Raw genomic sequence first — 23,310 nt, forward strand, 5'->3', positions numbered from 1 at the left:
TATGAAACGCTTTCTCTTTTATTGATACTTATCTCTATTTTTAGAGAGTATGAATCTCTAAAATAGCGAGAAATAGCGATAACATATTGATGAGATATATTGACTATATTATCTATAATGTTCTTTTCAGCAAAATTAATGATGAAGGTAGATGCGATGCAAAATGTTATAACGATAGATGGCCCTAGTGGTGTAGGTAAAGGAACTCTCTCCTTACAGCTAGCAAAAAAATTGGGCTGGCACTTTTTAGACTCAGGAGCGATCTACCGTGCAGTGGCTCTTTTTGCTGAAAAGAGAGGGGTAGATCTTGAAGATGAGGTTTTAGTCGCTTCTCTTGCAGCCGCGTTGCCCCTTCGTTTCGAAGTGGTGGGTTCTGCTCTCAATATCTATCTAGAAGAGGAAGATGTTACCCATAAGATTCGTGAAGAGAAGACGGGTAATAAGGCTTCAATCGTTGCCAAACATCCGCAAGTTCGGGAAAACTTACTTCAACGCCAACGTGATTTTGCACAAGCGCCGGGACTTATTGCTGATGGTCGAGATATGGGAACGGTGGTCTTTCCAAGTGCAAAATTGAAACTCTTTTTAACAGCTACTGCAGAAGAGCGGGCAAAAAGACGGCATAAACAGTTGTTAGAGAGTGGAATTTGCGTTAATATAGAGCAGATTTTATCTGAGGTGGAAGCAAGAGATGAGCGAGATCGGACGCGATCGAGCGCCCCCCTTATTGCAGCAGATGATGCGATAGTGATCGACACATCTAAACTTGGGGTGGATGAAGTCTATGCATCGGCTTGGAAAGTAATTAAAGAGAGATTCTTTTAAACTACTAAAAGTGCTTAAGCGATGTTATAAACGATGTTTAAACACTTATAGAATGGTTTAAAAATGGTTTAAAATTTCGATCTTAAAATGACTTTAAAAGCTGTTGATAACAGATTTTATACCTCTTAGGTGGATCATCTGAGGTTTGTCATCGAAGGTTTAAGGGGAGACTGAGATAATCGGTCCCTCTTTTGCTTTATCAGCTCGATAAAAGAGGGTAATCAGAAGATTATTGATTAGATGTAGGTTTCACAAAGAGCGATAGCAATATCGATCAGTAGCCCCCAGTTCATATCTATAGAAGATCTAAAAGATCTAGAAGATATTTCTCGGGTAGGGGATTTCAGAGCAACTGCTCGGAAGTCGGTCGATTACAGAGCTAAAGCGCTAACGTTGTGATTTTTTATTACTTTAAACAAGTCGTAGATTGGGATAACGCTACAATTTACTTGTTGCCAAGAAATTGAGAATACTTAAGGTAGAGCACCTAGGGTATATGAGGTTTCTAGCAAATAGGGTGAGTATAGTGAGAAAAATATTCCACATGTCTATGCATTTTTAATTATATGTCATTAAGTTTTGCAGAATTATTTGAGCAATCAATCGCCGAAGAACAAGCACGTGAAATTGGTGCAATCATTGAAGCAACGGTTGTTAAGATCGAAAACGGTTTTGTAATCGTTGATGCTGGCCTTAAGAGTGAAGGTCGCATCCCCGCTGAACAATTTCAAGACCTAAATGGTGAAATTGAAGTTCAAGTTGGTGATAAAGTAGACGTTGTCCTTGAGTCATTAGAAGATGGTTTCGGTGAAACTCGTCTTTCACGTGAAAAAGCGAAACGTGCAGAAGTATGGGCATTCCTTGAGAAGAAACTTGAAAATGATGAGATCATTAAAGGGGTTATCTCAGGTCGCGTTAAAGGTGGATTTACTGTTGATATCGGTACAGAGCGTGCATTCTTGCCAGGTTCATTAGTTGATGTTCGCCCTGTTCGTGATATCGCATATCTTGAAGGTAAAGAGCTTGAGTTAAAAGTTATCAAGCTTGACCAAAAGCGTAACAACATTGTTGTTTCACGCCGCGCGGTACTTGAAGAAGAGTATTCTGCAGAACGTGAAGAGCTTCTCAAAACACTTGAGGAAGGTGATGTTGTTAAAGGGATCGTTAAGAACCTTACTGACTACGGTGCGTTTATCGACCTTGGTGGTATCGATGGTCTTCTCCATATCACAGATATGGCATGGAAACGTGTTCGTCACCCATCTGAGATCGTAGAGATCAATCAAGAGATCGAAGTTAAGCTTCTTAAATTTGATAAAGAGCGTAACCGTGTATCACTTGGTCTTAAACAACTTGGTGAAGATCCATGGAAAGATATCGCTATGCGCTTCCCTGCAGGTCTTCAAACAAAAGGTAAAGTTACTAACATTACCGATTACGGTTGCTTTGTTGAGATCGAGCCAGGTATCGAAGGTCTTGTTCACGTTTCAGAAATGGATTGGACTAACAAAAACGTTAACCCTTCTAAAGTTGTTACAGCAGGTGAAGAAGTGGGCGTTGTGGTTCTCGATATCGATGAAGAGCGTCGCCGTATCTCACTCGGTATGAAACAGTGCATGCCAAATCCATGGTCTGAGTTCGAGATGAAATACAACAAGAACGATAAGATCAAAGGTACAATCAAATCTATTACAGATTTCGGTATCTTCATCGGTCTTGAAGGTGGCATTGATGGTCTTGTTCACCTTTCTGATATTTCATGGAGCGTTCCTGGTGAAGAAGCGATCCGCGAATATAGCCGTGGTGATGAGATTGAAGCAATGGTATTAGCAGTAGATGCTGATCGTGAGCGTATCTCTTTAGGTATCAAACAACTTGACCAAGACCCATTCTCTTCATTCTTAGCAGAGCATGAGAAAGGTTCTTTAGTGAAAGGTGTTGTTACTGAAGTTGATGCTAAGTATGCAGTCGTTGATCTTGGTAACGGTGTTGAAGGTAACCTTCGCGCATCTGAAATTTCATCTGAGCGTGTAGAAGATGTTCGTAACGTCTATAACGTAGGTGATGAAGTTGAAGCACGTTTTGTAAGCGTTGATCGCCGTAACCGTTCAATCGTTCTCTCTGTGAAAGCAGTTGACGAAGTGAGCCCACAAGATATCGCTGAATATACGAATGATAGCGTTGGTGCGACAACTTTCGGTGATCTCTTAAAAGAGCAGTTAAAACAGCAATAAGAAGCAACAATAATTTTAGAGCCACTTTGATTAATGTAGATTAGCGTGATTCAGATTGATCTAGATTGATCAATTGAGGTTCATTAAGATTAATAGTTGTATGACCTTCGGTCAGCAAAAAACCGCAGACTTTATAGTTTGCGGTTTTTTTATAGAGGTATTTGATTCTAATAGAGAATTAAGAGATATTTTTTAGAGTGATTGTTGCTTAATAGAACGATAGATTGTATTATTTTATATATAAAAATATACATAAATTTACGGCGTTTGCGGGATTTATGCTGAAAACTAGGGAATTATAGAATCAAGGAGAAGTACGGTGACTAGATCAGAGCTAGTACAGAGATTAAGTGCAAAATACCCACACTGTTCAACAGCTGAAGTTGAAAAGAGTGTTAAGAAAATTTTAGAACATATTACAGAGACCTTAGGGAAGGGCGGGCGTATCGAGATTAGAGGATTTGGTAGTTTCTCTGTTCGTTATCGAGAGCCTAAGATAGGGCGCAACCCGAAGACTGGAGATGCAGTAAAATTAAGTGGCAAATATACCACCCACTTTAAACCGGGTAAATTGCTCCGTGAGCGGGTCAATGAAAGCCGTGAGCATTATGAGCTTCCGAAGTAGAGTGATGACCGCATATCAATATTAGACCGAAGTATCAGTATTTAAGTATCAGTATTTAGTGTCACACTTTGGTAATGACATACTTTAGTATCGAATTTCATGCTTGTCTTTATTTTAGAGAGAAGCAGTAGAGTAGTCGATAAGAGCATCTCAAGCGATGGTTTGAGATGCTTTTTTTATCTCTTCTGTTTAAGAGGTAGGAAAAATAGAGAGCAGGATGAATATTATGATGCAATGGTCATGGAAATTATTGGGAGTTCGCTATAATAGAGATTGACTCTATTAGGGGTTAGAGATTAGAGGTCGAGCTATTTTATGAAGGATATGAAGGAGCAGAAACGCGTTGAGTACTCAAAGAGAAGAGCAAGAGCTCTATTTTATTATTCCTGCAGCTGGCATTGGAAGCCGCATGGGATCTGAAGTGCCGAAGCAATACCTTGAGATTGCCGGAGAAACTATCTTGACGCACACCTTAAAACTATTTTTAGGGGTTGAGGAGATGAGTGGTGGTGTTGTTGCTCTATCAGCTGAAGATGATAAAGCGCTAGCGATCGAGAGTGAATCTTTATGGCGGGTCGCAGGGGGTGCAACACGGACAGATTCTGTTGCGGCGGGGCTCTACTTCTTAAAAGAGAAATTAAGTGGTGCGGGAAAAGATCTTAACAAGATCTGGGTTGCGGTGCATGATGCAGCAAGGCCAGGATTGAAGCCTGAAGAGCTCTCTCTCTTTCTTCGAACGGTATTAGAAGATGCGCCGCAAGGGGGTGCTATTATGGCATTGCCGGCACAAGATACTGTGAAGCGAGTCGATGGGGAAGGATTGATTGTCGAGACCCTTGATCGTGATTCGATCTGGTTAGCACAAACTCCCCAGATGGCGCCACTTTTGACACTGATTGAAGCTACCGAGCGTGCAGCAAGAGAAGGTGCAAAAGTGACAGATGAAGCGTCACTTTTAGAGTATAATGGCCTCTCACCAAGGGTCTATCGGGGTTATCCACACAACTTTAAAGTCACATATCCTGAAGATCTACAATTAATGAGCCTCTATTTTAGTGAGAGAAGATGATGAGAATAGGATTTGGTTTTGATGTTCATACCTTTCAAGAGGGTGATCATCTTATGTTAGGCGGGGTAAAGATCCCTTTTCATAAGGCATTTAAAGCGCACTCAGATGGTGATGTTGTGCTACATGCTTTAACTGATGCTATTTTAGGAGCGGTAAAGGCGGGAGATATTGGAACACTTTTTCCCGATACTGATCCCCGTTATAAAGATGCCGATAGCCGTCTTCTTCTCAAAGAGGCTTACCAAATTGTTCTCAATAGAGGTTATAAGATTGGTAATATCGATATTACGATTATGGCGGAACAACCGAAGATGAAGCCCTATAGAGCGGCGATTGAATCTGTGATTGCCACAGATCTTAATATCTCTACAGATGATATCAATGTTAAAGCGACAACTATGGAGAAGCTAGGTTTTGTCGGTAGGGAAGAGGGAATAGCCGCACAGGTCGCCATCTTATTAAAGCGTCAGGAGTGAAGTGGGCGAAAGCTATCAGTAGTAGTAAGCAGTAATTTAAAACAGATGAGACGAGGGCGCATCGATAAATAGTAATGGATGCTCTAATAGATCTTTTGATAGATCTTCTGATAAACCTTCTAAGAGAGATTAGAGGTATAGAAGTATTGGAAGTATTAGACATTGATGATTACTTACAGAGATGCCCATTATGAAACAAATATAGGAACAAGTAGAGTATGCAACGAAAGAGAGATATTTTTGTCACAAACGCACTGCCATTTGCCAATGGTGATATTCATTTAGGGCATCTATTAGGATATGCTCAGGCCGATATTTGGGTGCGTTTTCAGCGAATGCTCGGAAACAATGTTTATTATATCTGCGCTGATGATACCCATGGAACGCCCATTATGCTAAAGGCAGACTCTCTTGGCATTACTCCTGAAGAGTTAATTGCAAAAGCGCATGCGGCTCATCTGCAAGATTTTGATAATTTCCATATCGATTTTGATAATTATTACACGACACACTCAAAAGAGAATCAACAGTTAGTTGAAGAGATCTATCTTACGCTCAAAGCAAATGATCTAATAGAGACAAAAACGATTGAGCAGTTCTATGATGAAGAGCGTCAAATGTTTTTACCCGATCGTTTCATTAAGGGAGAGTGCCCTAAATGTCATGCTAAAGATCAATATGGGGATAACTGTGAAGCGTGTGGCGCTACTTATCGGCCGACAGAATTGATTAATCCCTTCTCCGTTGTGACAGGAAAGACTCCAGTCATGCGTCCTTCTGAACACTTCTTCTTTAAGTTATCAGATCCACGTTGTGTTGAGTTCTTACGTCAATTTTTAGAAGATAAAGAGCGCTTGCAACCTGAAGCAGCCAATAAGATGCGTGAATGGATTGGTGAGGAGGGAGATTGTAAGCTCTCAGATTGGGATATCTCTCGAGATGCTCCCTATTTTGGGTTCCCAATTCCAAATGCGGAAAATAAATATTTCTATGTTTGGTTAGATGCCCCGATCGGTTATTTTGCTTCATTTAAGAACTATTGTGATCGTGTTGGTAATATTGATTTTGAGAGCTTTATTAAGAGAGATAAGGCAGAAGCTGCCGGCACGGAGATGGTCCATTTTATCGGTAAAGATATTATGTATTTCCATACGCTCTTCTGGCCGGCAATGCTCAATTTCTCTGGACATCGTGTTCCTTCTCAATATGCGATTAATGGCTTTTTAACCGTAGATGGCGCGAAGATGAGTAAATCGCGTGGTACATTTATTACTGCTGACTCCTATATTGCTCAGAAGCTCGATCCAGAATGGCTACGTTACTATTTTGCGGCAAAATCGAATGGGGCAATCGATGATTTTGACCTCAACCTTGATGATTTTGTGAATCGTGTTAATGCGGATCTTATCGGTAAATATGTCAATATTGCTTCAAGAACAAGTCGCTTTATCTCAAAAAACTTTGATAATCGGTTAGGTGAGATTGCAGCGGAATCGGTGGCATTGATCGACTCTGTTATTGCGCGTGCTCCTGCGATTCAGGAAGGGTTTGAGAAACGTAACTTTGCTGCTGCACTTAGAGAGATCTCAGCAGCTTGTGATGATGTGAATGAGCATTTTGATCAGATGAAGCCCTGGGAGATTGCTAAAGATGAGAGCAGAGCAAAATTACTTCAAGATCTCTGTACCGGCTATTTAGAAGCCTTTAGAATTTTAACGCTCTATCTTAAACCAGTGTTACCAGTGGTTGCAGAGCGTGTAGAGAAATTCCTCAATATTGCACCTTTAACTTTTGCAGCGCTTCAAGAGAGATTGCCTCAGGGGCATCTTATCAACGATTATGAGCATCTGATGACGCGTCTTAATCGTAAAGATCTCGATGCGATGATTGAAGCGAATCGTGAAGCTTTGAGTGTCGTGCGTAAAGATGCGCAACAAGCTGATAAAGCGGGCGATAAGGTTGCAAAGAGCGAGCAAAAAAAGGGCGGTAAGGGTCCTGATAAAGATGTTGATAAAAGCGAAGAGGAGGCATATATCTCGATCGATGATTTTGCCAAGATCGATCTTCGTTTAGGGAAGGTACTTTCATGCGATTTTATTGAAGGGGCTGATAAGCTTTTAACGTTCCAGATCGATTTAGGTGAGGAGCGTCCCCGCACTATCTTCTCCGGCATCCGTAAGTTTTATCAAGATCCTGCTGCTTTAGTAGGAATGTATGTGGTGGTGGTTGCCAATCTAGCGCCGAGAAAGATGCGTTTTGGTGTGAGTGAAGGAATGATTCTGTCTGCCTCCACCAAAGAGGAGTTAACCCTCTTAACCTCTTTAAGTGAGCTCAAGCCTGGGGCGAAGATCTCGTAATCATCACAACGGGTTAATTATTGAGAAGTGAAAACAGAAAAGAGAGTCACCATTGAACATTATTGAAAATGCTCAATGGGCTCTCTTTTTTATTGCAATGATTTTGGTTGAAATAACTTTCATTAAAATGACGCAAGCATAGCTAATGTCAATTTTGGATTATCTCCGGCATATGCCACAGTGTGTTTAGAGTGTAATAAATGCACTCGCAATGCCAAAGTAGATAAAGACACCGACAATATCACAGATAGAGGTGATTAGCGGGCCACTTGCTGTTGCTGGATCCATCTTCATTTTACTAAAGATAAAGGGGAGTGAAAGTCCAATGATGCTACCGATCATGACAACAAAAACCATCGTTAATGCCACAATGAAAGCAATCTCAACACCGCCGCGATAGAATCCTACCATGGAGACCGCAAGTGCCATCGTAAATCCGAGTAGGGCAGAGATGATCGTCTCTTTACCGATCATTCTAAACCAATCTTTAAGGCGAACTTCTCCAAGCGCCATCGCTCGAATCACTAATGTTGCGGACTGTGCCCCGGCGTTACCTCCACTATCGACTAATAAGGGGAGGAAGAAGACCAGTGCGACATTGCTCTCAATAAGATCTTCATAAGTTGCGATCCCCGCACCAGAGAAGATATTCATAAAGACAAGAACAACCAGCCAAGCAACACGTTTACGGTAGAGAAGACCGATAGTCGCGGTCAGAAGATTTTGATTATCGAGCTGATCACTCTTGATCGAAGCCATACGATAGATATCTTCAGTACCCTCTTGTTCCATCACATCTAAAATTTGATCGATATGAATGACGCCTAATAGGTGACCTGACTCAGCAACAACGGGGATTGTCACAAGATCTGTATCTTGAAAGAGTTGCGCTACCTCTTCTTGATCCACCGCCGTAGTCACTTTTTTAAGTTTTGTCTTCATAACATTTGCGATCATCTCATCGCCTTTTGCGGAGAGAAGCTCTCTAATCGCAACGACACCAACAAGAACTTTATCTTGATTGAGAATATAGACATAGTGAATATCTTCTCTTTGATAGAGATTCTTGCGAAGATAGTCGATTGCCTCATCAACCGTATGATTGACATCGAGGGTGATAAAGTCATTAGACATTAGGGACCCGGCGGTCTCAATGCCAAATTTCATATTACGATCTTGAATTACCATTTTGCTTAACCTCATTATCTTTTATTTTCATAAAACGACAGTAAGAAATCTCTCTGTCATCGATATATTTTGTTAAGCGCGGCTGTGCGCAGCGGCCGACGCTGATATCCTTGGGAAAAGAGTCCATAGATGATCAGTCTATTTTGAGATCAAAAAAAACACCCAACCACAAAACGTGAGGAGGGTGTTTTATCGATATGTAAAGGCGCCTTTACAGTGATCTCTCCTCTTTCGTAAAGTTTTAGCACTATATGGCATGGGTATTCATCCGAATCCCGGCTACATTAGATACTGCCTTAGCTCGACAGTTTCTGCTGACCCATTGGTGTCTCTCGACGTTTCTGGGCAGTAGCTTACCTCCATATAGGAGCCTCACCTAACGAGGATAGTTAACAATTAATAATCTGTTAACCCAAAATATTTATTTGAGGGCATTGTACCCTTAAATTTTGAATAAGCAAATTATAGTCATGAGATTTTCAAGCCTTTACTCTTTCCTTGACGCTTTCTCTCTTTTATTTACTTAATCTATTTACTGAATCTCTTTTCTCATCGCTCCTGTTATTCATTTGATCTAATTTGCTTTAAAGAGCATTTAAATCCTATCTTCTGTATCTATCTTTATGGCGCCTCTTTACAGTTTTCTTTATGGTTCTCTTTATGGTTATTTGTAGTTAGTTTTATGAGACTTTAACCGTTAAGATATCACAAGGAGAATCATTGATAATCGATCCCGACGTCGATCCTAAAAGAACTCCAAGGCCTGAACGGGTATGGGAACCGATCACCAAGAGATCCGCTTTTAGCTCTTCCGCTGCACGAAGGATACCTTCTTTTGTTGATAATGCAGAGATGACCATTGTGTCACAATCTGGAATTCCCAACTTGAGGGAGAGCTCGCGCATCGATTTTTTTGCTTCTGCAATAATTTCGCTATCAGAGACCTGTGGAATAATAGGCATAAGCTCATAACCGGCACTAATACTAATTCCTTCTAAGATATTGAGGAGGGTAATCTTTGCATGATTTCTTTGTGCAACGATAAGGGCTTGACGGCCAACCCTTTCTGCATCTGCAGATTGGTCAACTGCTACAAGAATATGTTGATACTCATTCGATTCAGACATCTTTTTTCTCCCGCTATATATATGAGTGGTCATCTATTTCATCTCTTTTTGTTATAGCAAGAGATCCGCGATTTATCAATCATCATAGGCTTAAAAAGCGACTTGGGGCAAAAAAACGTGTACAATACGGACACCTATTTTTTGAGTCAATTTTGAATATTCATCATGAGTAAATTAGCGAAAGAAGTTGCCCGTCGTAGAACCTTTGCCATTATTGCCCACCCCGACGCGGGTAAGACCACAATGACTGAAAAGCTCCTGCTTTTTGGAGGCGCCATCAATCTTGCCGGTTCTGTCAAAGGGCGTAAAGCTGCACGTCATGCAACCTCAGACTGGATGGAGCTTGAGCAGCAACGGGGGATTTCAGTGACCTCTTCAGTTATGCAGTTCCCTTATCGCGATTGTATGATCAATCTGCTCGATACGCCGGGACACCAAGACTTCTCGGAAGATACCTACCGAACTTTAACGGCGGTGGATTCAGCGCTCATGATGATCGATTGTGCAAATGGGGTTGAGGAGCAGACAATTAAACTGATGAATGTTTGTCGTCTTCGCGATACGCCGATTATCACCTTTATCAATAAGCTTGACCGAGATGGAAAAGAGCCGATCGATCTTCTAGATGAAGTGGAAGAGGTTTTAAAGATCAACTGTGCGCCAGTGACATGGCCGATCGGTATGGGGCGGGAGTTAAAGGGTGTCTACCATATTCTTGAAGACTATATCCATCTCTATGATTCAAAAGAGCGTGGAACTCGCAGCAAAGGGCAGATCATTCAAGGTTTAGATAGCCCTGAATTAGATGGGGTTTTAGGAGAGGAGCGTGCCAATGCTTTTCGTGAAGAGGTTGAGCTTGTTCGCGTGGCAAGTCATGAATTTGATCTTGAAGAGTATCTTGCCGGGCGCTTAACACCGGTCTACTTCGGTTCTGCGATCACTAATTTCGGGGTTCAAGAGATGCTCGATGGATTTGTTGAGATTGCACCATGCCCTAAAAAGCAGGCAACCTTAACTCGTGAAGTATTAGCAGATGAAGAGCCATTAACGGGATTTGTCTTTAAGATTCAGGCTAATATGGATCCTCGTCATCGAGATCGTATCGCTTTTATGCGTGTCTGTTCCGGCAAATATACACCAGGAATGACCGCGCGTCATGTTCGGATTGGCAAAAATATCCGTATTCCAGAAGCATTGACCTTTATGGCCTCCGACCGCGGTCATTTAGAAGAGGCCTATGCCGGCGATATTATCGGTATTTATAATCATGGAACGATCCGTATTGGGGATACCTTTACCGAAGGTGAAGAGCTAAGCTTTAAAGGAATTCCTGATTTTGCACCAGAACTCTTTCGTCGTGCGCGTCTGCGAGATCCTCTAAAGATGAAGCATCTTGAGCGTGGTCTTGAACAGCTTTGTGAAGAAGGAGCGACACAGCTCTTCAAACCCCTTCGTAATAATGATCTAATCATTGGTGCGGTGGGAATTCTTCAGTTTGATGTGGTCGCTCATCGATTAAAGCTTGAGTACAATGTTGATTGTATCTTTGAGCATGTCGAGGTCTCTACAGCACGATGGGTCCATGCTAAAGATCCGAAGAAGTTTGCCGAATTTAAGAAGCGGGCGGAAGATAACTTAGCGATCGATCACCATGGAGAGTATGTCTATATTGCTCCTACACGAGTTAATTTACATTTAGCGCAAGAGCGTTATCCAGATATTCAATTTGATGCCTTCCGTGAGATTCACGGTTAACATCAATTGAGTGTGTCGAGAGGAAGTCGACAATTGATTAAGACCCATTAGGATAGTGGTGTCTTAGTTACCAACCTCAGCATTATTGCTGAGGTTTTTTTATGCAAAAAAAAGCATCGTGTGCTTTAAGCGACTGTTGTTTCTCATCTTTTATTCCTTATTTTCTGTTGAATATAAATTATCATTTGTTACCGGTTATCTTATCTGATAGATTCCTAAATGACAATGATTATCGTTACAGTTAATATTGATTATATCGATAGCTCATCGGGTATAGCCCATCGGTATAGCTCATATGTAGAAGTTATATTTAGAAGCTATATGTAGCTATCCAAAATAGAGGGCTCATAGAAAGCTCATCAAGAAGATCACTCAAATAGGAACCATAAAAAAGATGCAAAATAGTAGCCATCCTCCCCAAGAAGAAGTGTCGTTATCTTTTCTCTCCCCAAAAAGTAACGGCACACTCAATAGAACTGAGTTAAAAGCTGGAACTGAGCTAAAAGTTCTTGGAGTTAGATCACCAATTTTTAGTGCGCACTTCAATAAACTTCTCTTTAGCGCATGCTGTACACTCTCACTTCTCTCAATATCAGCTGCTTTAGCGGATGATGATAAAGAGGAGAATCTTCCAACAATTGCATTAGGTTCGGTAGTTGTTGTTGGTGCGCCAGAGCAGGTTACTCCTTTTAAAGAGACTCAAAGTGCTGCGGATTTGAGTAAAAACTTGGTGCAAGATGAGCGAGATCTACTGCGTCATGAGTTGAGCGTTGGTGTTAATGAGAGTGGACGAGCCGGCAGTAATGGTTTTGCGATTCGAGGTGTTGATAAGGATCGGGTTGCCGTCATTGTTGATGGTTTACCGCAAGCTGAGAGCTTTATGCCCTCAATCTACCGCGGATATGGCTATTTTAATGGCAGTATCAATAGTACAGAGTATGAAAATATTAGTGCTGTCACAATCAATAAAGGGGCGAACTCCGTTAGTGATGGCAGTGGTGCGGTAGGGGGATCTCTCTATTTCACAACTAAAAGTGTCGATGATATTGTAAAGTCGGGACAAAAATGGGGGCTCTATTGGAAGACGGGATACTCCTCAAAAAATAGGGAGTGGCGTCAAGTGCTAGGCGCCGGTTATCGTGGTGATCGCTTTTTTGGATTTGCACAATTAACAAAAAGAAGAGGGCATGAGACCGTTAATAGTGGTAATGGAGAAGAGATCTATGGCCCGGCGAGAGGGCGTCCTGATCCCCAGATGAAGCATGGTTCCTCTTGGTTAACAAAGTGGGGTGTTAATATCACCGATGAGCAGACTTTAACCGCTTTTTATGAGAATCGCCGGCAAGACAATCGAACTGAAGAGCGAAGCTTTGATGCTTGGGGAACGTATCGATTTGCGAAAGATACCGCACCCTATCGTCGCTTTGGTGTGGAGTATGACTATATTCCATTGGACTCCTCTTGGTTAGACACGCTCAATATCGTCTATGCTGATCAGAAGATTGATATGCGCTCAGATACCTACAATGTAAGTCAAAAAGATCCAACTGATATTACACAGCGTTACTATCGCGCTTTTGAACAGCGACAGAAGCTCTTTAAGGGCCAACTTTTTGCGTTACCGATCTCTTTGAGTGAGCAGGAGCATCTGCTACAAGCAAAGTTGGAGCTTAGAAGGGGCATGCTTAAGAATAGTAATCGAGATATTCTCTATCTCAGTGGTGTGGCACACCCTTCAAATTACAGCATCATGACTCCGGTTAAATCCTCTGTTACCGCTTTTTCTCTGCAAGATGAGATAACGGTAACTCCTCAATTATCTCTCACGTTGGGGGCGCGTTATGATCATTACCAATACTCTCCGCAGATGGATGGCAGTAATAAATTTCCAGTGAGCTTTAATGGTGAGAAGAAAAGTTTTTCTAAAACCTCTTGGCAATTAGGGATTCATTATCAAATAACGCCGGAGCAGTTGATCGGTTATCGTATCAGTACAGGATTTCGAGCCCCAAAAATAGAGGAGCTCTTCTTTGAGTTTGGTAAAGGGGGAATGAATCACTTTATGCCGAATCCTCAATTGAGACCAGAGACAGCGTTGAATCAAGAGATTACTTATCAATTTAAAAATGAGGATGTAGAGATAGGGCTAGGCGCGTTTCATAGTAAATATCGTAATTTTATTGATGAGAGAGTCTCTGAGAAATTAGAACCCAATCCTTACTATCCCTATAGTTGGGATTCAAAGCCGTATCTATCAATTAATCAGATTCAATTTGTCAATGTGGCACATGCTCATATTTCAGGACTTGAATTGAATGCGACATTGAATGGTCCCTTATTTGGGCTCTCTGAGAGTTGGAAATTTCACATAAAAGGGCAATATAGTAAGGGTAAGAATCAAGATGGCGATCCTCTAAAATCGATTCAGCCTTGGAGTGCGTTGATGAGTATTGAGTATCAAGATCCTGCCCAGCGGTGGAATAGTACTTTGACAGCGCGTTATAGTGCGGCAAAGAGAGGGAAAGATACCAAAGAGACACAATACTCATGGCGCGGGAAGGAGGAGGCGGAGTGGAAGTGGTTAAGCCCCTCTTACTTTGTGGTAGATTTAACGACACAGGTAAAGCTAGATCGGGATATAACGCTCAATTTTGGTGTCTTTAATCTCTTTAATCGAAGCTACTCAACTTGGGATAGTCTACGGGATCTACCTACCTTTGGTACCACGAATCGAATAGATCCTGATGGGCGGGGATTAGAGCGTTTTACTGCGCCTAAACGTAATTTTGCTATCTCTATTGAAGGGCGCTTTTAGTGAGTTATAAATACGTTTCGAATAATCTATAATATTTTTAGAAAGTGTTATAATTTATTGAGTAGTTATAGCATTATTAAATTAATGAAGTAACGTATTAGTTGTTACCGAGTGATTGATCACTCGGTGATTATCGGGTCGAAGAGTTTAGCGATATATTTGTTTATGTTTATATTTGTATTTATATCTCTAGTTTCTAACAGCCGATTCTAGAGCGTGATCTTTTAAATAGGAGCAGAAGATGAAAAAATTATTAGCAGTTACCGTCTTGGCGGCAGTGACCTCTTCTTTAACCGTAGCGCAAGCGCAAGACTTTCAGCAGTATGTCTCTGCGAAAGCGGTTCTCAATCATGTGAACAATAAGTTTGAAGCTACTATGGGTGACGAATCAGATTCTCTTAAAAAGAGTAAAAATGTGGGTGGTTTCCGTTTAGCTTATGGTGCAATCTTCCCAGCAGGTGATAATAATGTGCGTGCTGAGATTGAGTACGGTTACAATGGGAAAGTGAAGTTGTCAGAGCATTTTGAAGATGGGGATTATGCTGACTCAAAAACTAAATCACAAGCTGTGATGTTAAATGGTTACTTCGATTTTAATACGGGCACCGCATTCACTCCTTATGTAGGAGCGGGTCTTGGATATGCACGCCTTAAAAACACCTTATCTGATGATGAAGGGTCTATTTCTAAGAGCAAGGGTAACTTTGCATGGCAGGTGGGTGCTGGTGTGAGCTACGCTGTTAACAGCAATGTAGATATCGATTTAGCTTATCGTTTTATGGATTATGGTAAAGTAAAACATAATTTTGGTGATGGTGCTAACTTGAAAGTTAAACAACGTGGTAATGAGTTTAGCTTAGGGGTTCGTTACAACTTCTAATCTCATTAATCCTCTAGCTGATAGAGTATTCGTTGATAAAAGTTAGCGAAAAATCAGTTATAAAAATGATGAAAAATCTTAAGTTTCTTACGAGCTTAAGATTTTTTTATTGTTTTAAAACAATTCATTAAGCTCTTTTTATGGTGTAAGAATAAAAAAAGATGACATAAAAAGGGGAAAAGCAGTGATATAATTTTGCTCCAAAAGCTGATCTTTAAATATAGGAGATAAAGATGAAAAAGCTACTGACCATCTCTGTGCTTTCTGCTGTAGTAGCGAGCGGTTTCACTGTTGCGCATGCACAAGATTTTGATCAATATCTATCTGCAAAAGCAGTTCTCAATCATGTGAATAACAAGTTTGAAGGACAGGTTAAAGATGTTGACGGTGAAGATTCTGGGTCATTTAAAAAGAGCAAGAATGTTGGCGGTTTCCGTTTAGCATATGGTGCAATCTTCCCTGTGGGCGATAATAATGTTCGTGCTGAAATTGAGTATGGCTACAATGGTAAAGTGAAAGTATCAGATGAAGATTCTAAATCTGAAACTAAATCACAAGCTTTAATGCTCAATGGTTATTATGATTTTAATACTGGTACTGCATTTACCCCATATGTGGGCGCAGGTATTGGTTATGCGCGTCTTAAAAATACTTTATCTGATGAAGAGTTATCAATCTCTAAGAGCAAAGGTAACTTTGCATGGCAAGTGGGCGCTGGTGTGAGCTATGCGGTAAATAGTAATGTTGCGGTTGATCTTTCATACCGCTTTATGGATTACGGTAAAGTATCTCATAGCTATAAAGCGGATGATGCTTCAGTCAATGGTAAAGTTAAACAACGTGGTAATGAGTTTAACTTAGGTGTTCGTTACACTTTCTAATCTGTATCGATGAGATCAATAGAGATCAACGGATATCAACGAATATTTATTAATATGTGCTAGTTGATATTTCCGCTCAATATCTTCTTTATCTGAAATAGGATCAAGAAGCTATTTTGCAGAGCCTTGGAACAATGTTTCAAGGCTCTTTTTTTATTTCTGACCTTTTATCTCTTCTTTCTTAGCTCTTAGGTGATCTTGAAGCTCCTCTCTATTGTGGATAATAGTAGAATAGAGAGCATCATAGCTGAGCGTAAACTATCTGAGTGAATTATGAGGAGAAGAATGAGAGAGAGTAATGTGAAGGTCGATTTAGACACCCTAGAGACGGAGCAACGTAATAGTCGTACGATGGAGATCGACACCTTATCAACTTTGGAGATGGTGCGATTGATCAATCGAGAGGATCAAGCTGTTATCGATGCCATTGAACGTGCTACGCCACAAATAGCAGCGGCAATTGATGCGATTGTTTTACGTTTGCAGAAAGGGGGGCGTTTAATCTATGTGGGTGCCGGGACCTCAGGGCGATTAGGGGTATTAGATGCTTCGGAGTGTCTTCCGACATTTGGTGTTGGGGAGGAGAGTGTACTGGCATTGATTGCCGGGGGAGATCGCGCATTACGCCATCCGGTAGAGGCGGCAGAAGATCAAGAAGATGCTGCAATCGCTGATCTCGCTGCTGTTGCACTTTCAGGTAATGATATTCTCTGTGCAATAGCTTCATCAGGACGGACACCTTATGCCTTATCAGCCTTACAGTATGCGAAGCACTTAGGTGCGGCAACGATCTCTCTTGCCTCTGTTTCGGAGAGTAAAATTGGAAAGATTGCTGATTATCCTATCGAGGTGATTGTCGGTGCTGAAGTGATTACCGGCTCAACACGTATGAAGGCTGGATCTGCGCAGAAGATGGTGCTCAATATGCTCTCTACCGGTACGATGGTTAAGTTAGGTAAGGTCTATCAAAATTTGATGGTCGATCTTCGTGCAACAAATCAAAAATTGATCGAAAGAGCCCGGCAGATGGTAGTGATGGCGACCGGCATCGATTATGATAAGGCCTCTCAACTCTTAGAGGCCGCTGATTACCACGTTAAAAGTGCGATTGTTATGGCACTTTTAGCGGTCGATTATCAAAGAGCGACACAATTATTAGCTGCCCATCAAGGTGTTGTGAGAGCTGTATTAGCAGAGGCGGATCTAACCTAAGAGAGAAGTATAGGGGAGAAACATAAGGGAGAAATAAAATGGAGACTTTAAATGAGTGATAGAGCTATCCGCGATACCTTTGCGATAGGGTTAATGACTGGCACCTCTCTAGATGGGGTTGATGCGGCATTAGTGAGAATCAGGGAGACTGTAGTAAAGGGGCAGGGAGGTGAGATCGTAAGAGGGGAGGAGGATCTTCAATGTCAATTACTCCATTTTATCTCAATCCCTTATTCTCCTCAGCTACGAGCGGAGATTGAAGCACAATGCCATAATGAGGCATCCACCGTTGCCGGGATCTGCTCTCTTAATATGAAGCTAGGTGAAATCTACCAAAAGAGTGTTGAAGCGCTTCTGAGCGAGGTTGAACTAGAAAGAGTACAAGACCCTGAACGATTGATGGGATTCTCCGGCGCAGTTGATTTTATTGCTTCTCATGGTCAGACTATCTATCATCTACCCCCGGCAGTAGCGAATGAAAAAGGTTTTACGGCATCTACATTACAGATTGGTGATCCCTCCCTTTTGGCATACCATTTTCGTTGTGATGTCTACTTTAACTTTCGAATGATGGATATTGCCGCAGGTGGTGATGGCGCGCCTTTAGTACCAATGACGGAGTATCTTCTCTATCGCCACCCTAATTACCATCGGTTATTACAGAATATTGGTGGGATTGGTAATGTAACATTGCTACCGTGTAAGGCCTCTATTGCGGAGATCTCTGCCTTTGATACGGGGCCGGGCAATATGATGATCAATGACGCGATGAGATTTCTCTATCAGCGTGATTTTGATCGAGATGGAGAGGTTGCCCGAAGCGGAAGGTTGATTCCTGAGCTTTTTAAGGAGTTGCAAGCTGATCCCTATTTAGCACAACAGCCTCCAAAATCTACCGGACGGGAGTATTTTGGTGCGCAATATACTCTACCTCTTCTTGAGCGCTATCGAGCTTATGTTCCGGAAGATCTGATCCATACCTTGACTCGGTTTAGTGCTTACTCTATTGCAGAGAGTTATCGTCGATTTATCTTTCCCTTTTATAAGATTGATCAGGTGATTGTTGCCGGAGGGGGGGCTTATAATAGCGCTTTGATGGAGTATCTAGAAGCAGAGCTTGCCGGTGTTGCGCTCTTAACACAGGAGGATCTCGGTTTTTCCAGTGATGCGAAAGAGGCGATGGCTTTTGCGCTCTTAGGATATCTGACAAAAGAGCGTCGAGCGGGGAATCTTCCAACAGCGACCGGCGCTTCTGAGGCCGTGGTTTTAGGTCAAATTTGTCCCAATCCCTTTCCAGAGATGGATTAATTAATGATACAATGCCGACTTGATAATCATTCTTTTTTGTCCTATCTGTAGGAGGTCAGCAATGTCGATAACGAATAGCACACTAGAAGCGCAGAAGGGAAGCGCAGAAGCCCCCATCTTAGTTTTAGGAATCAGTGAGTGGCGCGCTGAAGAGTGTGATCATGAGAATATTGTCAATTGCTTAGAAGAGGGGCAGGTACTCTATTTTCCCTCACTCCCCTTTGTTTTAACAGAAGAGGAGCAGGCATTATTAGATCCCCGTTTAGTCAGTCCAAAGCGCAAGAATATTATGTATCAAGCGGATCAAGAGAGTATTAAAGGGATTGCTGATTCAGCCTCAGAGAACGAGAAGAGAGCTGTTGAGGGCTTGTTGAAGCGCTATTCAGAAGCGAGTTATCAGCTTTTAACGGATCTGATTCCTCAATATAAGGGGAAATTACATAGCCCAATGAATACGCTGCGTCTCAATGCGATTGATGAGTGGAGTGATAGTCACTCTTTTCGTAAAGATGATCGCCGGCTACATGTAGATGCATTTCCTTCTCGTCCCCTTCATGGGCGTCGTATTATCCGCATTTTTAATAATATTAATCCGAGTGGTGTTCCACGAAAATGGCGTGTTGGTGAACCTTTCCCACAACTAGCTGCGCGTCTATTACCGAAGAGTAAACCGTACTCTCGAATAGGTTCTGCTCTCTTAGATCGATTACAGATTACTAAAAGTCGTCGTACCCATTATGATCATATTATGTTGCAATTCCATGATCTGATGAAAGAGGATCAAGAGTATCAAGATAATGGAATTCAGTGGGATGTAAGCTTTATGCCGGGATCAACATGGATCTGTTTTTCAGATCAGACACCTCATGCCGCGATGAGTGGGCAATTTATGTTAGAGCAGACTTTCCAGCTTGATGTTGATGATATGGTGGATCCTGCAAAATCACCGTTAAAAGTATTGGAAGCGATGGTGAAGAAGCCACTTGTATAAGGGATGACGCATTATTTTGAAAATGTTGTGAAAGGGCGAGACAGGATCTCGCCTTTTTGTTGTTTTTAGTTAAAGATGGAGAGTTGTAAAGCGCGAGAGATCCCTTTTGCCGGCGAACATAACTTTTTTATGCCGGGAAATGGTTAAAACTAGCCTGTTGTGACGTGTGATATTTTCAAAATTTCCACAATTTTTACGAGAGATATCGTAGAATTAGATTCATTTTAGAATCGATTATTAGGGCCCCATTTTATAACTTACAACGTAGAGATATGAGTCGGCGCATAAATCTTTACAAGGGGCGATTTAGAAATTGGCAATTAGGGGAATTTTTACGATGTATGAAGCAACAATGCTATTGATCACTCTAGCGGGAATTCAGTTAGTCGCACTGATCTCTCCTGGTCCTGATTTCTTTTTAATTACACAAGTTGCCGTCAGTCATTCAAGGCGAGAGGCCTTTATGGCAGTATTTGGGGTAACGATCGGTGTCGCTGTTTGGGCACTGGTGGCACTATTGGGCTTGCACCTTTTAGTTGAGCAGTTTCCTTGGATTCAAGGTCTACTCTATCTTGCAGGTGGTGGTTATCTCAGTTATTTAGGGTTATTGCTCTTAAAAAGTGGGCTAAGAGCGCGGCATCAACAGAAGCAGGGGCTTGTCGATAATGCTACTGAAAAGGTGATGGAGCGGGTGGTCGAAAAGGAGCGAAAAGGGGTGCAATTTCTCTTTAAGGGATTGTTTACTAATCTCGCAAATCCTAAAGCACTGATCTATTTTGGCAGCGTCTTTGTTCTCTTTGTCGGAGATAATATCTCTAATGTGATGCGAGTCGAGATCTTCGCATTAGTGGTGATTTTAACGTTTCTCTGGTTTGCGATTGTGGCCATTCTCTTCTCTTTGCCAAAGCCAAAGGCGATCTATCAGCGTTTAGGTGCTTATATTGATGCTGTTGCCGGTGCTCTATTTCTGCTCTTTGGGCTCAATCTTCTCTATCAAGGGGGGAAGATGTTACTTTTAGGGTAGTGTCATTAAGATGAGCGCCAAAGCGTTAAGCTACTGGGCGTTATAGTCATCGGGAATTTCAAATAAAAGAGGCTAGTCTGTTACTAGCCTCTTTATCTATATACTTATCTCTATCTCTATCTCTATCTCTATCTCCATCTCTGATCGGAGATAGTGGTCACTCTTCGATTCTTGAGTTGATTGACCTTATTTTGACTCGGCTACATAGAGATTAATGGTATCTTCAATATGATTCTTCATAAGCGCAACCCCTCTCTCTGCATCTCGTGCTAAAAGCGCATTGTAGAGCTCTCTATGAACATCGACAAAGTGATCAACATTCTCCAATTTTCTAACATTGGTTCTTGTCTCATTGAGTGATTCGAAGAGCTGTTTGAAGATAATCTCCATCATCTCGACCATTGTGGGATTATGACTCGCTTTGATCAGGGCGAGATGAAAGCGTAGATCCTCTTTAGTGGCTGCTTTGTGGAGTTTAATTCGCTCCTCAAGTGCGATAAGTGCCTCTTCGATCTGTTGTAAATCATCATTCGTTGCGCGTTTTGTAGCAAGGACGAAAGCTCGAGTCTCTAACCCTTCACGAATTTCTAGAAGATCAACAATGGCCGCTGAATGGATATTGAGAACGCTATTTTTCAAACGGCTAAGAATAAGATCTTTATCACTTCTTGTTAAGAAGAGCAGGCCTTCACGATCGAGGAAGATATCTTCCTCTTTGAGAACGTCAATCGCCTTTAAGATATCTGTTTCTGATCTCTGAAGAGATTCCTGAATTTCAGGGAGTGACGGTAGAATCTCTCCGGGAAGAAATTGGCCTGATTCAATCATCTCCATAAAATCGAGAATAACTTCTTCATGAGGTAAGCGTTCAACAGCGGATAATTTCATCTCTCATTCCTCCAAATATAAGTTATCGAAATATTCGATAAGGTAGCTCTTTATAGGGTTTTCAGTCACTCAATAGCTACCTAACATTGGGACCGATTATTATTGTTATCTGATTTCACTTTTACATAAAAATGTAAAGGGAGCAATCAATTTCATCTTCTATTAGATGAATGAATGCCCCCTTAATGATCCCTTAATGATTCCCTGAGTCCGATTTTATTGTGATAAGTAGGAGAAATTGTGATCTCTCAAATCTGCTCATGAATATTTTTTAAATACTTTATGAGTAGACTATTTGGCTGTATTTGCCGCAATATTGATCGCTTCCCAAGTGGTTGTAAAGGGCGGTGCATAACCGAGATCGAGAAATCCTAATTCCTCTGTAGAAAGCTCAGCGTGGATAGCGACAGAGAGCGCATGGAGACGAAGTGCCGCATCTTTTTTACCAAATATTTGCGCACCTACTAAGCGATGATTATCCTCACGATAGACCAATTTGATAGTCAGCTCCTCTTGACCTGGGTAGTAATCGGTATGATTCGCTGTTTTAATCAATGTGCTCTTATATTTCACCTCAGTTGACTCTTCTAGCTGCTTTGCCATCTTTTCAGTCAGTCCTGTGCTTCCTGCTTCATATTGACCTACTTTAATCATGCTTGAGCCTAAAGCGCCGGGGAAAGCGATATAATGTTCCGGTGATCGAACAATATTACTGCCGATAATACGCCCCATCTTATTGGCATAGGTGGCCAGAGGAATATAGCGATCGCCCAATTGTCGATGATAGATTGATGCACAGTCGCCGGCACTAAAAACTCCTTCGATAGAGGTTTCTCCAAATGGGTTGATTAAGATCGCACCATTAGGGAGTTTCTTCAGCTGAGGATCGGTCAAGAAGTCGGTATTAGGGCGAAAACCGATGGCCACGACAACTGCATCAACCGTGATCTTCTCCACTTCGGTCTTAACAGCGACAATTTTGCCATCAGAGAGTTGAAAGCCGGTGACATTTTGCTGCAATCGAAGATCGACGCCTTCCGCCTCTAACGCTTCTTGCATTAAGTGAGAGAATTCTGGATCGAAAGGGCCTTGCATAATGGCATCACCACTTTGAAGGAGGGTGACTTTTTTGCCAAGTAGCGCTAATTGATCGGCAACTTCAACACCAATAAAGCCGCCACCTATAATAGCGATCGATCGGTATTGATCGAGTTTTGCTTTAAGCGCCTCTGCATCGCGTAACTTTGTATGAAGGTAGAGATTAGGCGCATCCATTCCTTCAAAGGGGAGCCGATTTGCTGAAGCGCCAGTTGCGATCATCAGGCGATCAAAAGCAATCTCCTGATCTATTCCACTCTTGTCACGATAAGTGACTATTTTTCGAGTTGTATCAACCGCTGTGGCCTCTGATTCAAGAAGAAGATTGATGCCGCTCTTTTCTATCATTTCAGGCGTTCGGGCAAACATCTTTTGAGGATCATCAAATTGCCCCCCGAGATAGTAAGGGAGACCACAAGCACCAAAGGAGATATAGTTCTCTTTTTCGATAACTGTAATATTTGCCTGAGGGTTTTCCCGTTTAGCTTTTGCCGCAACGCTCATGCCGGCAGCGATTCCCCCAATGACAACAATATTGAGTTCCTGTTGCATAATAG

Annotated in this window: 18 protein-coding genes and 1 riboswitch; of the genes, 14 read left to right on the plus strand and 4 right to left on the minus strand. The window is 41.8% G+C overall.

The features are described from left to right. Positions 1 to 156 precede the first annotated feature (156 nt). From cmk to metG, 6 genes are all read left to right on the plus strand, one after another. Entirely contained in the window at positions 157 to 825 is a 669-nt protein-coding gene (gene cmk, locus B9T19_RS00275) for a (d)CMP kinase (protein ID WP_094567333.1), read from the plus strand. A 566-nt stretch (positions 826 to 1,391) separates the two neighbouring features. Continuing rightward, the gene (gene rpsA / locus B9T19_RS00280) at positions 1,392 to 3,059 is read left to right on the plus strand and encodes a 30S ribosomal protein S1 (protein ID WP_094566622.1); all 1,668 of its coding nucleotides are present in this window, start codon (positions 1,392 to 1,394) and stop codon (positions 3,057 to 3,059) included. 319 nt (positions 3,060 to 3,378) lie between these two features. After that, positions 3,379 to 3,684, plus strand: coding sequence for an integration host factor subunit beta (gene ihfB, locus B9T19_RS00285; protein WP_094566623.1), 306 nt, complete (start codon positions 3,379 to 3,381; stop codon positions 3,682 to 3,684). 343 nt (positions 3,685 to 4,027) lie between these two features. After that, complete coding sequence (gene ispD / locus B9T19_RS00290; protein ID WP_094566624.1) at positions 4,028 to 4,753, plus strand: 2-C-methyl-D-erythritol 4-phosphate cytidylyltransferase; 726 nt, start codon at positions 4,028 to 4,030, stop codon at positions 4,751 to 4,753. Beyond that, the gene (gene ispF, locus B9T19_RS00295) at positions 4,750 to 5,229 is read left to right on the plus strand and encodes a 2-C-methyl-D-erythritol 2,4-cyclodiphosphate synthase (protein ID WP_094566625.1); all 480 of its coding nucleotides are present in this window, start codon (positions 4,750 to 4,752) and stop codon (positions 5,227 to 5,229) included. Before ispD ends, ispF begins: the two co-directional genes overlap by 4 nt. A 218-nt stretch (positions 5,230 to 5,447) precedes the next feature. After that, positions 5,448 to 7,586 carry a methionine--tRNA ligase gene (metG, locus tag B9T19_RS00300; protein ID WP_094566626.1) on the plus strand — a complete coding sequence of 713 codons (2,139 nt, stop codon included), beginning with the start codon at positions 5,448 to 5,450 and terminating at the stop codon, positions 7,584 to 7,586. Positions 7,587 to 7,772: 186 nt separating this feature from the next. Here metG and mgtE read toward each other — a convergent pair whose 3' ends face one another. Together mgtE and B9T19_RS00310 are read right to left on the minus strand one after the other, a co-directional pair. After that, positions 7,773 to 8,774 (minus strand): magnesium transporter, encoded by a 1,002-nt coding sequence (mgtE, locus tag B9T19_RS00305; protein WP_233146748.1) that lies wholly within the window; start codon positions 8,772 to 8,774, stop codon positions 7,773 to 7,775. A gap of 219 nt (positions 8,775 to 8,993) precedes the next feature. Further along, a riboswitch (M-box (ykoK) riboswitch) is annotated at positions 8,994 to 9,165 on the minus strand. Positions 9,166 to 9,454: 289 nt separating this feature from the next. Beyond that, positions 9,455 to 9,901, minus strand: a complete 447-nt coding sequence (locus tag B9T19_RS00310; RefSeq protein ID WP_094566628.1) for a universal stress protein — start codon at positions 9,899 to 9,901, stop codon at positions 9,455 to 9,457. Between the two features lie 165 nt (positions 9,902 to 10,066). Between B9T19_RS00310 and B9T19_RS00315 the strand changes: the two genes are divergently transcribed. From B9T19_RS00315 to B9T19_RS00350, 8 genes are all read left to right on the plus strand, one after another. Next, positions 10,067 to 11,656, plus strand: coding sequence for a peptide chain release factor 3 (locus tag B9T19_RS00315; protein ID WP_094566629.1), 1,590 nt, complete (start codon positions 10,067 to 10,069; stop codon positions 11,654 to 11,656). Positions 11,657 to 12,050: 394 nt separating this feature from the next. Next, the gene (locus B9T19_RS00320) at positions 12,051 to 14,471 is read left to right on the plus strand and encodes a TonB-dependent hemoglobin/transferrin/lactoferrin family receptor (protein WP_094566630.1); all 2,421 of its coding nucleotides are present in this window, start codon (positions 12,051 to 12,053) and stop codon (positions 14,469 to 14,471) included. 241 nt (positions 14,472 to 14,712) lie between these two features. Continuing rightward, positions 14,713 to 15,351 carry an outer membrane protein gene (locus tag B9T19_RS00325; protein WP_094566631.1) on the plus strand — a complete coding sequence of 213 codons (639 nt, stop codon included), beginning with the start codon at positions 14,713 to 14,715 and terminating at the stop codon, positions 15,349 to 15,351. Positions 15,352 to 15,584: 233 nt separating this feature from the next. Further along, the gene (locus B9T19_RS00330; RefSeq protein WP_094566632.1) at positions 15,585 to 16,232 is read left to right on the plus strand and encodes an outer membrane protein; all 648 of its coding nucleotides are present in this window, start codon (positions 15,585 to 15,587) and stop codon (positions 16,230 to 16,232) included. 285 nt (positions 16,233 to 16,517) lie between these two features. After that, positions 16,518 to 17,444 (plus strand): N-acetylmuramic acid 6-phosphate etherase, encoded by a 927-nt coding sequence (gene murQ / locus B9T19_RS00335; protein ID WP_094566633.1) that lies wholly within the window; start codon positions 16,518 to 16,520, stop codon positions 17,442 to 17,444. A 51-nt stretch (positions 17,445 to 17,495) separates the two neighbouring features. Then, on the plus strand, positions 17,496 to 18,752 hold the full coding sequence (gene anmK / locus B9T19_RS00340; RefSeq protein WP_094566634.1) for an anhydro-N-acetylmuramic acid kinase AnmK: 1,257 nt from the start codon (positions 17,496 to 17,498) through the stop codon (positions 18,750 to 18,752). Between the two features lie 61 nt (positions 18,753 to 18,813). Continuing rightward, entirely contained in the window at positions 18,814 to 19,743 is a 930-nt protein-coding gene (locus tag B9T19_RS00345; protein ID WP_094566635.1) for a Kdo hydroxylase family protein, read from the plus strand. 337 nt (positions 19,744 to 20,080) lie between these two features. Continuing rightward, entirely contained in the window at positions 20,081 to 20,767 is a 687-nt protein-coding gene (locus B9T19_RS00350) for a LysE family transporter (RefSeq protein WP_233146749.1), read from the plus strand. A 186-nt stretch (positions 20,768 to 20,953) separates the two neighbouring features. On the opposite strand, the gene B9T19_RS00355 is transcribed toward B9T19_RS00350, so the two are convergent. Further along, on the minus strand, positions 20,954 to 21,655 hold the full coding sequence (locus B9T19_RS00355) for a FadR/GntR family transcriptional regulator (RefSeq protein ID WP_094566636.1): 702 nt from the start codon (positions 21,653 to 21,655) through the stop codon (positions 20,954 to 20,956). 291 nt (positions 21,656 to 21,946) lie between these two features. Continuing rightward, positions 21,947 to 23,305 (minus strand): CoA-disulfide reductase, encoded by a 1,359-nt coding sequence (locus B9T19_RS00360; RefSeq protein ID WP_094566637.1) that lies wholly within the window; start codon positions 23,303 to 23,305, stop codon positions 21,947 to 21,949. Positions 23,306 to 23,310 lie beyond the last annotated feature (5 nt).

Origin of the sequence: Ignatzschineria sp. F8392 (assembly GCF_002252045.1) — a bacterium.
Classification (GTDB): domain Bacteria; phylum Pseudomonadota; class Gammaproteobacteria; order Cardiobacteriales; family Wohlfahrtiimonadaceae; genus Ignatzschineria.

Coding starts and splice junctions, on each gene's coding strand:
- metG (WP_094566626.1), top strand. CDS start 5,448: ATGCAACGAAAGAGAGATATTTTTGTCACAAACGCACTGCCATTTGCC.
- ispF (WP_094566625.1), top strand. CDS start 4,750: ATGATGAGAATAGGATTTGGTTTTGATGTTCATACCTTTCAAGAGGGT.
- B9T19_RS00355 (WP_094566636.1), bottom strand. CDS start 21,655: ATGAAATTATCCGCTGTTGAACGCTTACCTCATGAAGAAGTTATTCTC.
- mgtE (WP_233146748.1), bottom strand. CDS start 8,774: ATGGTAATTCAAGATCGTAATATGAAATTTGGCATTGAGACCGCCGGG.
- B9T19_RS00350 (WP_233146749.1), top strand. CDS start 20,081: ATGTATGAAGCAACAATGCTATTGATCACTCTAGCGGGAATTCAGTTA.
- B9T19_RS00325 (WP_094566631.1), top strand. CDS start 14,713: ATGAAAAAATTATTAGCAGTTACCGTCTTGGCGGCAGTGACCTCTTCT.
- murQ (WP_094566633.1), top strand. CDS start 16,518: ATGAGAGAGAGTAATGTGAAGGTCGATTTAGACACCCTAGAGACGGAG.
- cmk (WP_094567333.1), top strand. CDS start 157: ATGCAAAATGTTATAACGATAGATGGCCCTAGTGGTGTAGGTAAAGGA.
- anmK (WP_094566634.1), top strand. CDS start 17,496: ATGAGTGATAGAGCTATCCGCGATACCTTTGCGATAGGGTTAATGACT.
- rpsA (WP_094566622.1), top strand. CDS start 1,392: ATGTCATTAAGTTTTGCAGAATTATTTGAGCAATCAATCGCCGAAGAA.
- B9T19_RS00330 (WP_094566632.1), top strand. CDS start 15,585: ATGAAAAAGCTACTGACCATCTCTGTGCTTTCTGCTGTAGTAGCGAGC.
- B9T19_RS00345 (WP_094566635.1), top strand. CDS start 18,814: ATGTCGATAACGAATAGCACACTAGAAGCGCAGAAGGGAAGCGCAGAA.
- B9T19_RS00310 (WP_094566628.1), bottom strand. CDS start 9,901: ATGTCTGAATCGAATGAGTATCAACATATTCTTGTAGCAGTTGACCAA.
- B9T19_RS00360 (WP_094566637.1), bottom strand. CDS start 23,305: ATGCAACAGGAACTCAATATTGTTGTCATTGGGGGAATCGCTGCCGGC.
- B9T19_RS00320 (WP_094566630.1), top strand. CDS start 12,051: ATGCAAAATAGTAGCCATCCTCCCCAAGAAGAAGTGTCGTTATCTTTT.
- B9T19_RS00315 (WP_094566629.1), top strand. CDS start 10,067: ATGAGTAAATTAGCGAAAGAAGTTGCCCGTCGTAGAACCTTTGCCATT.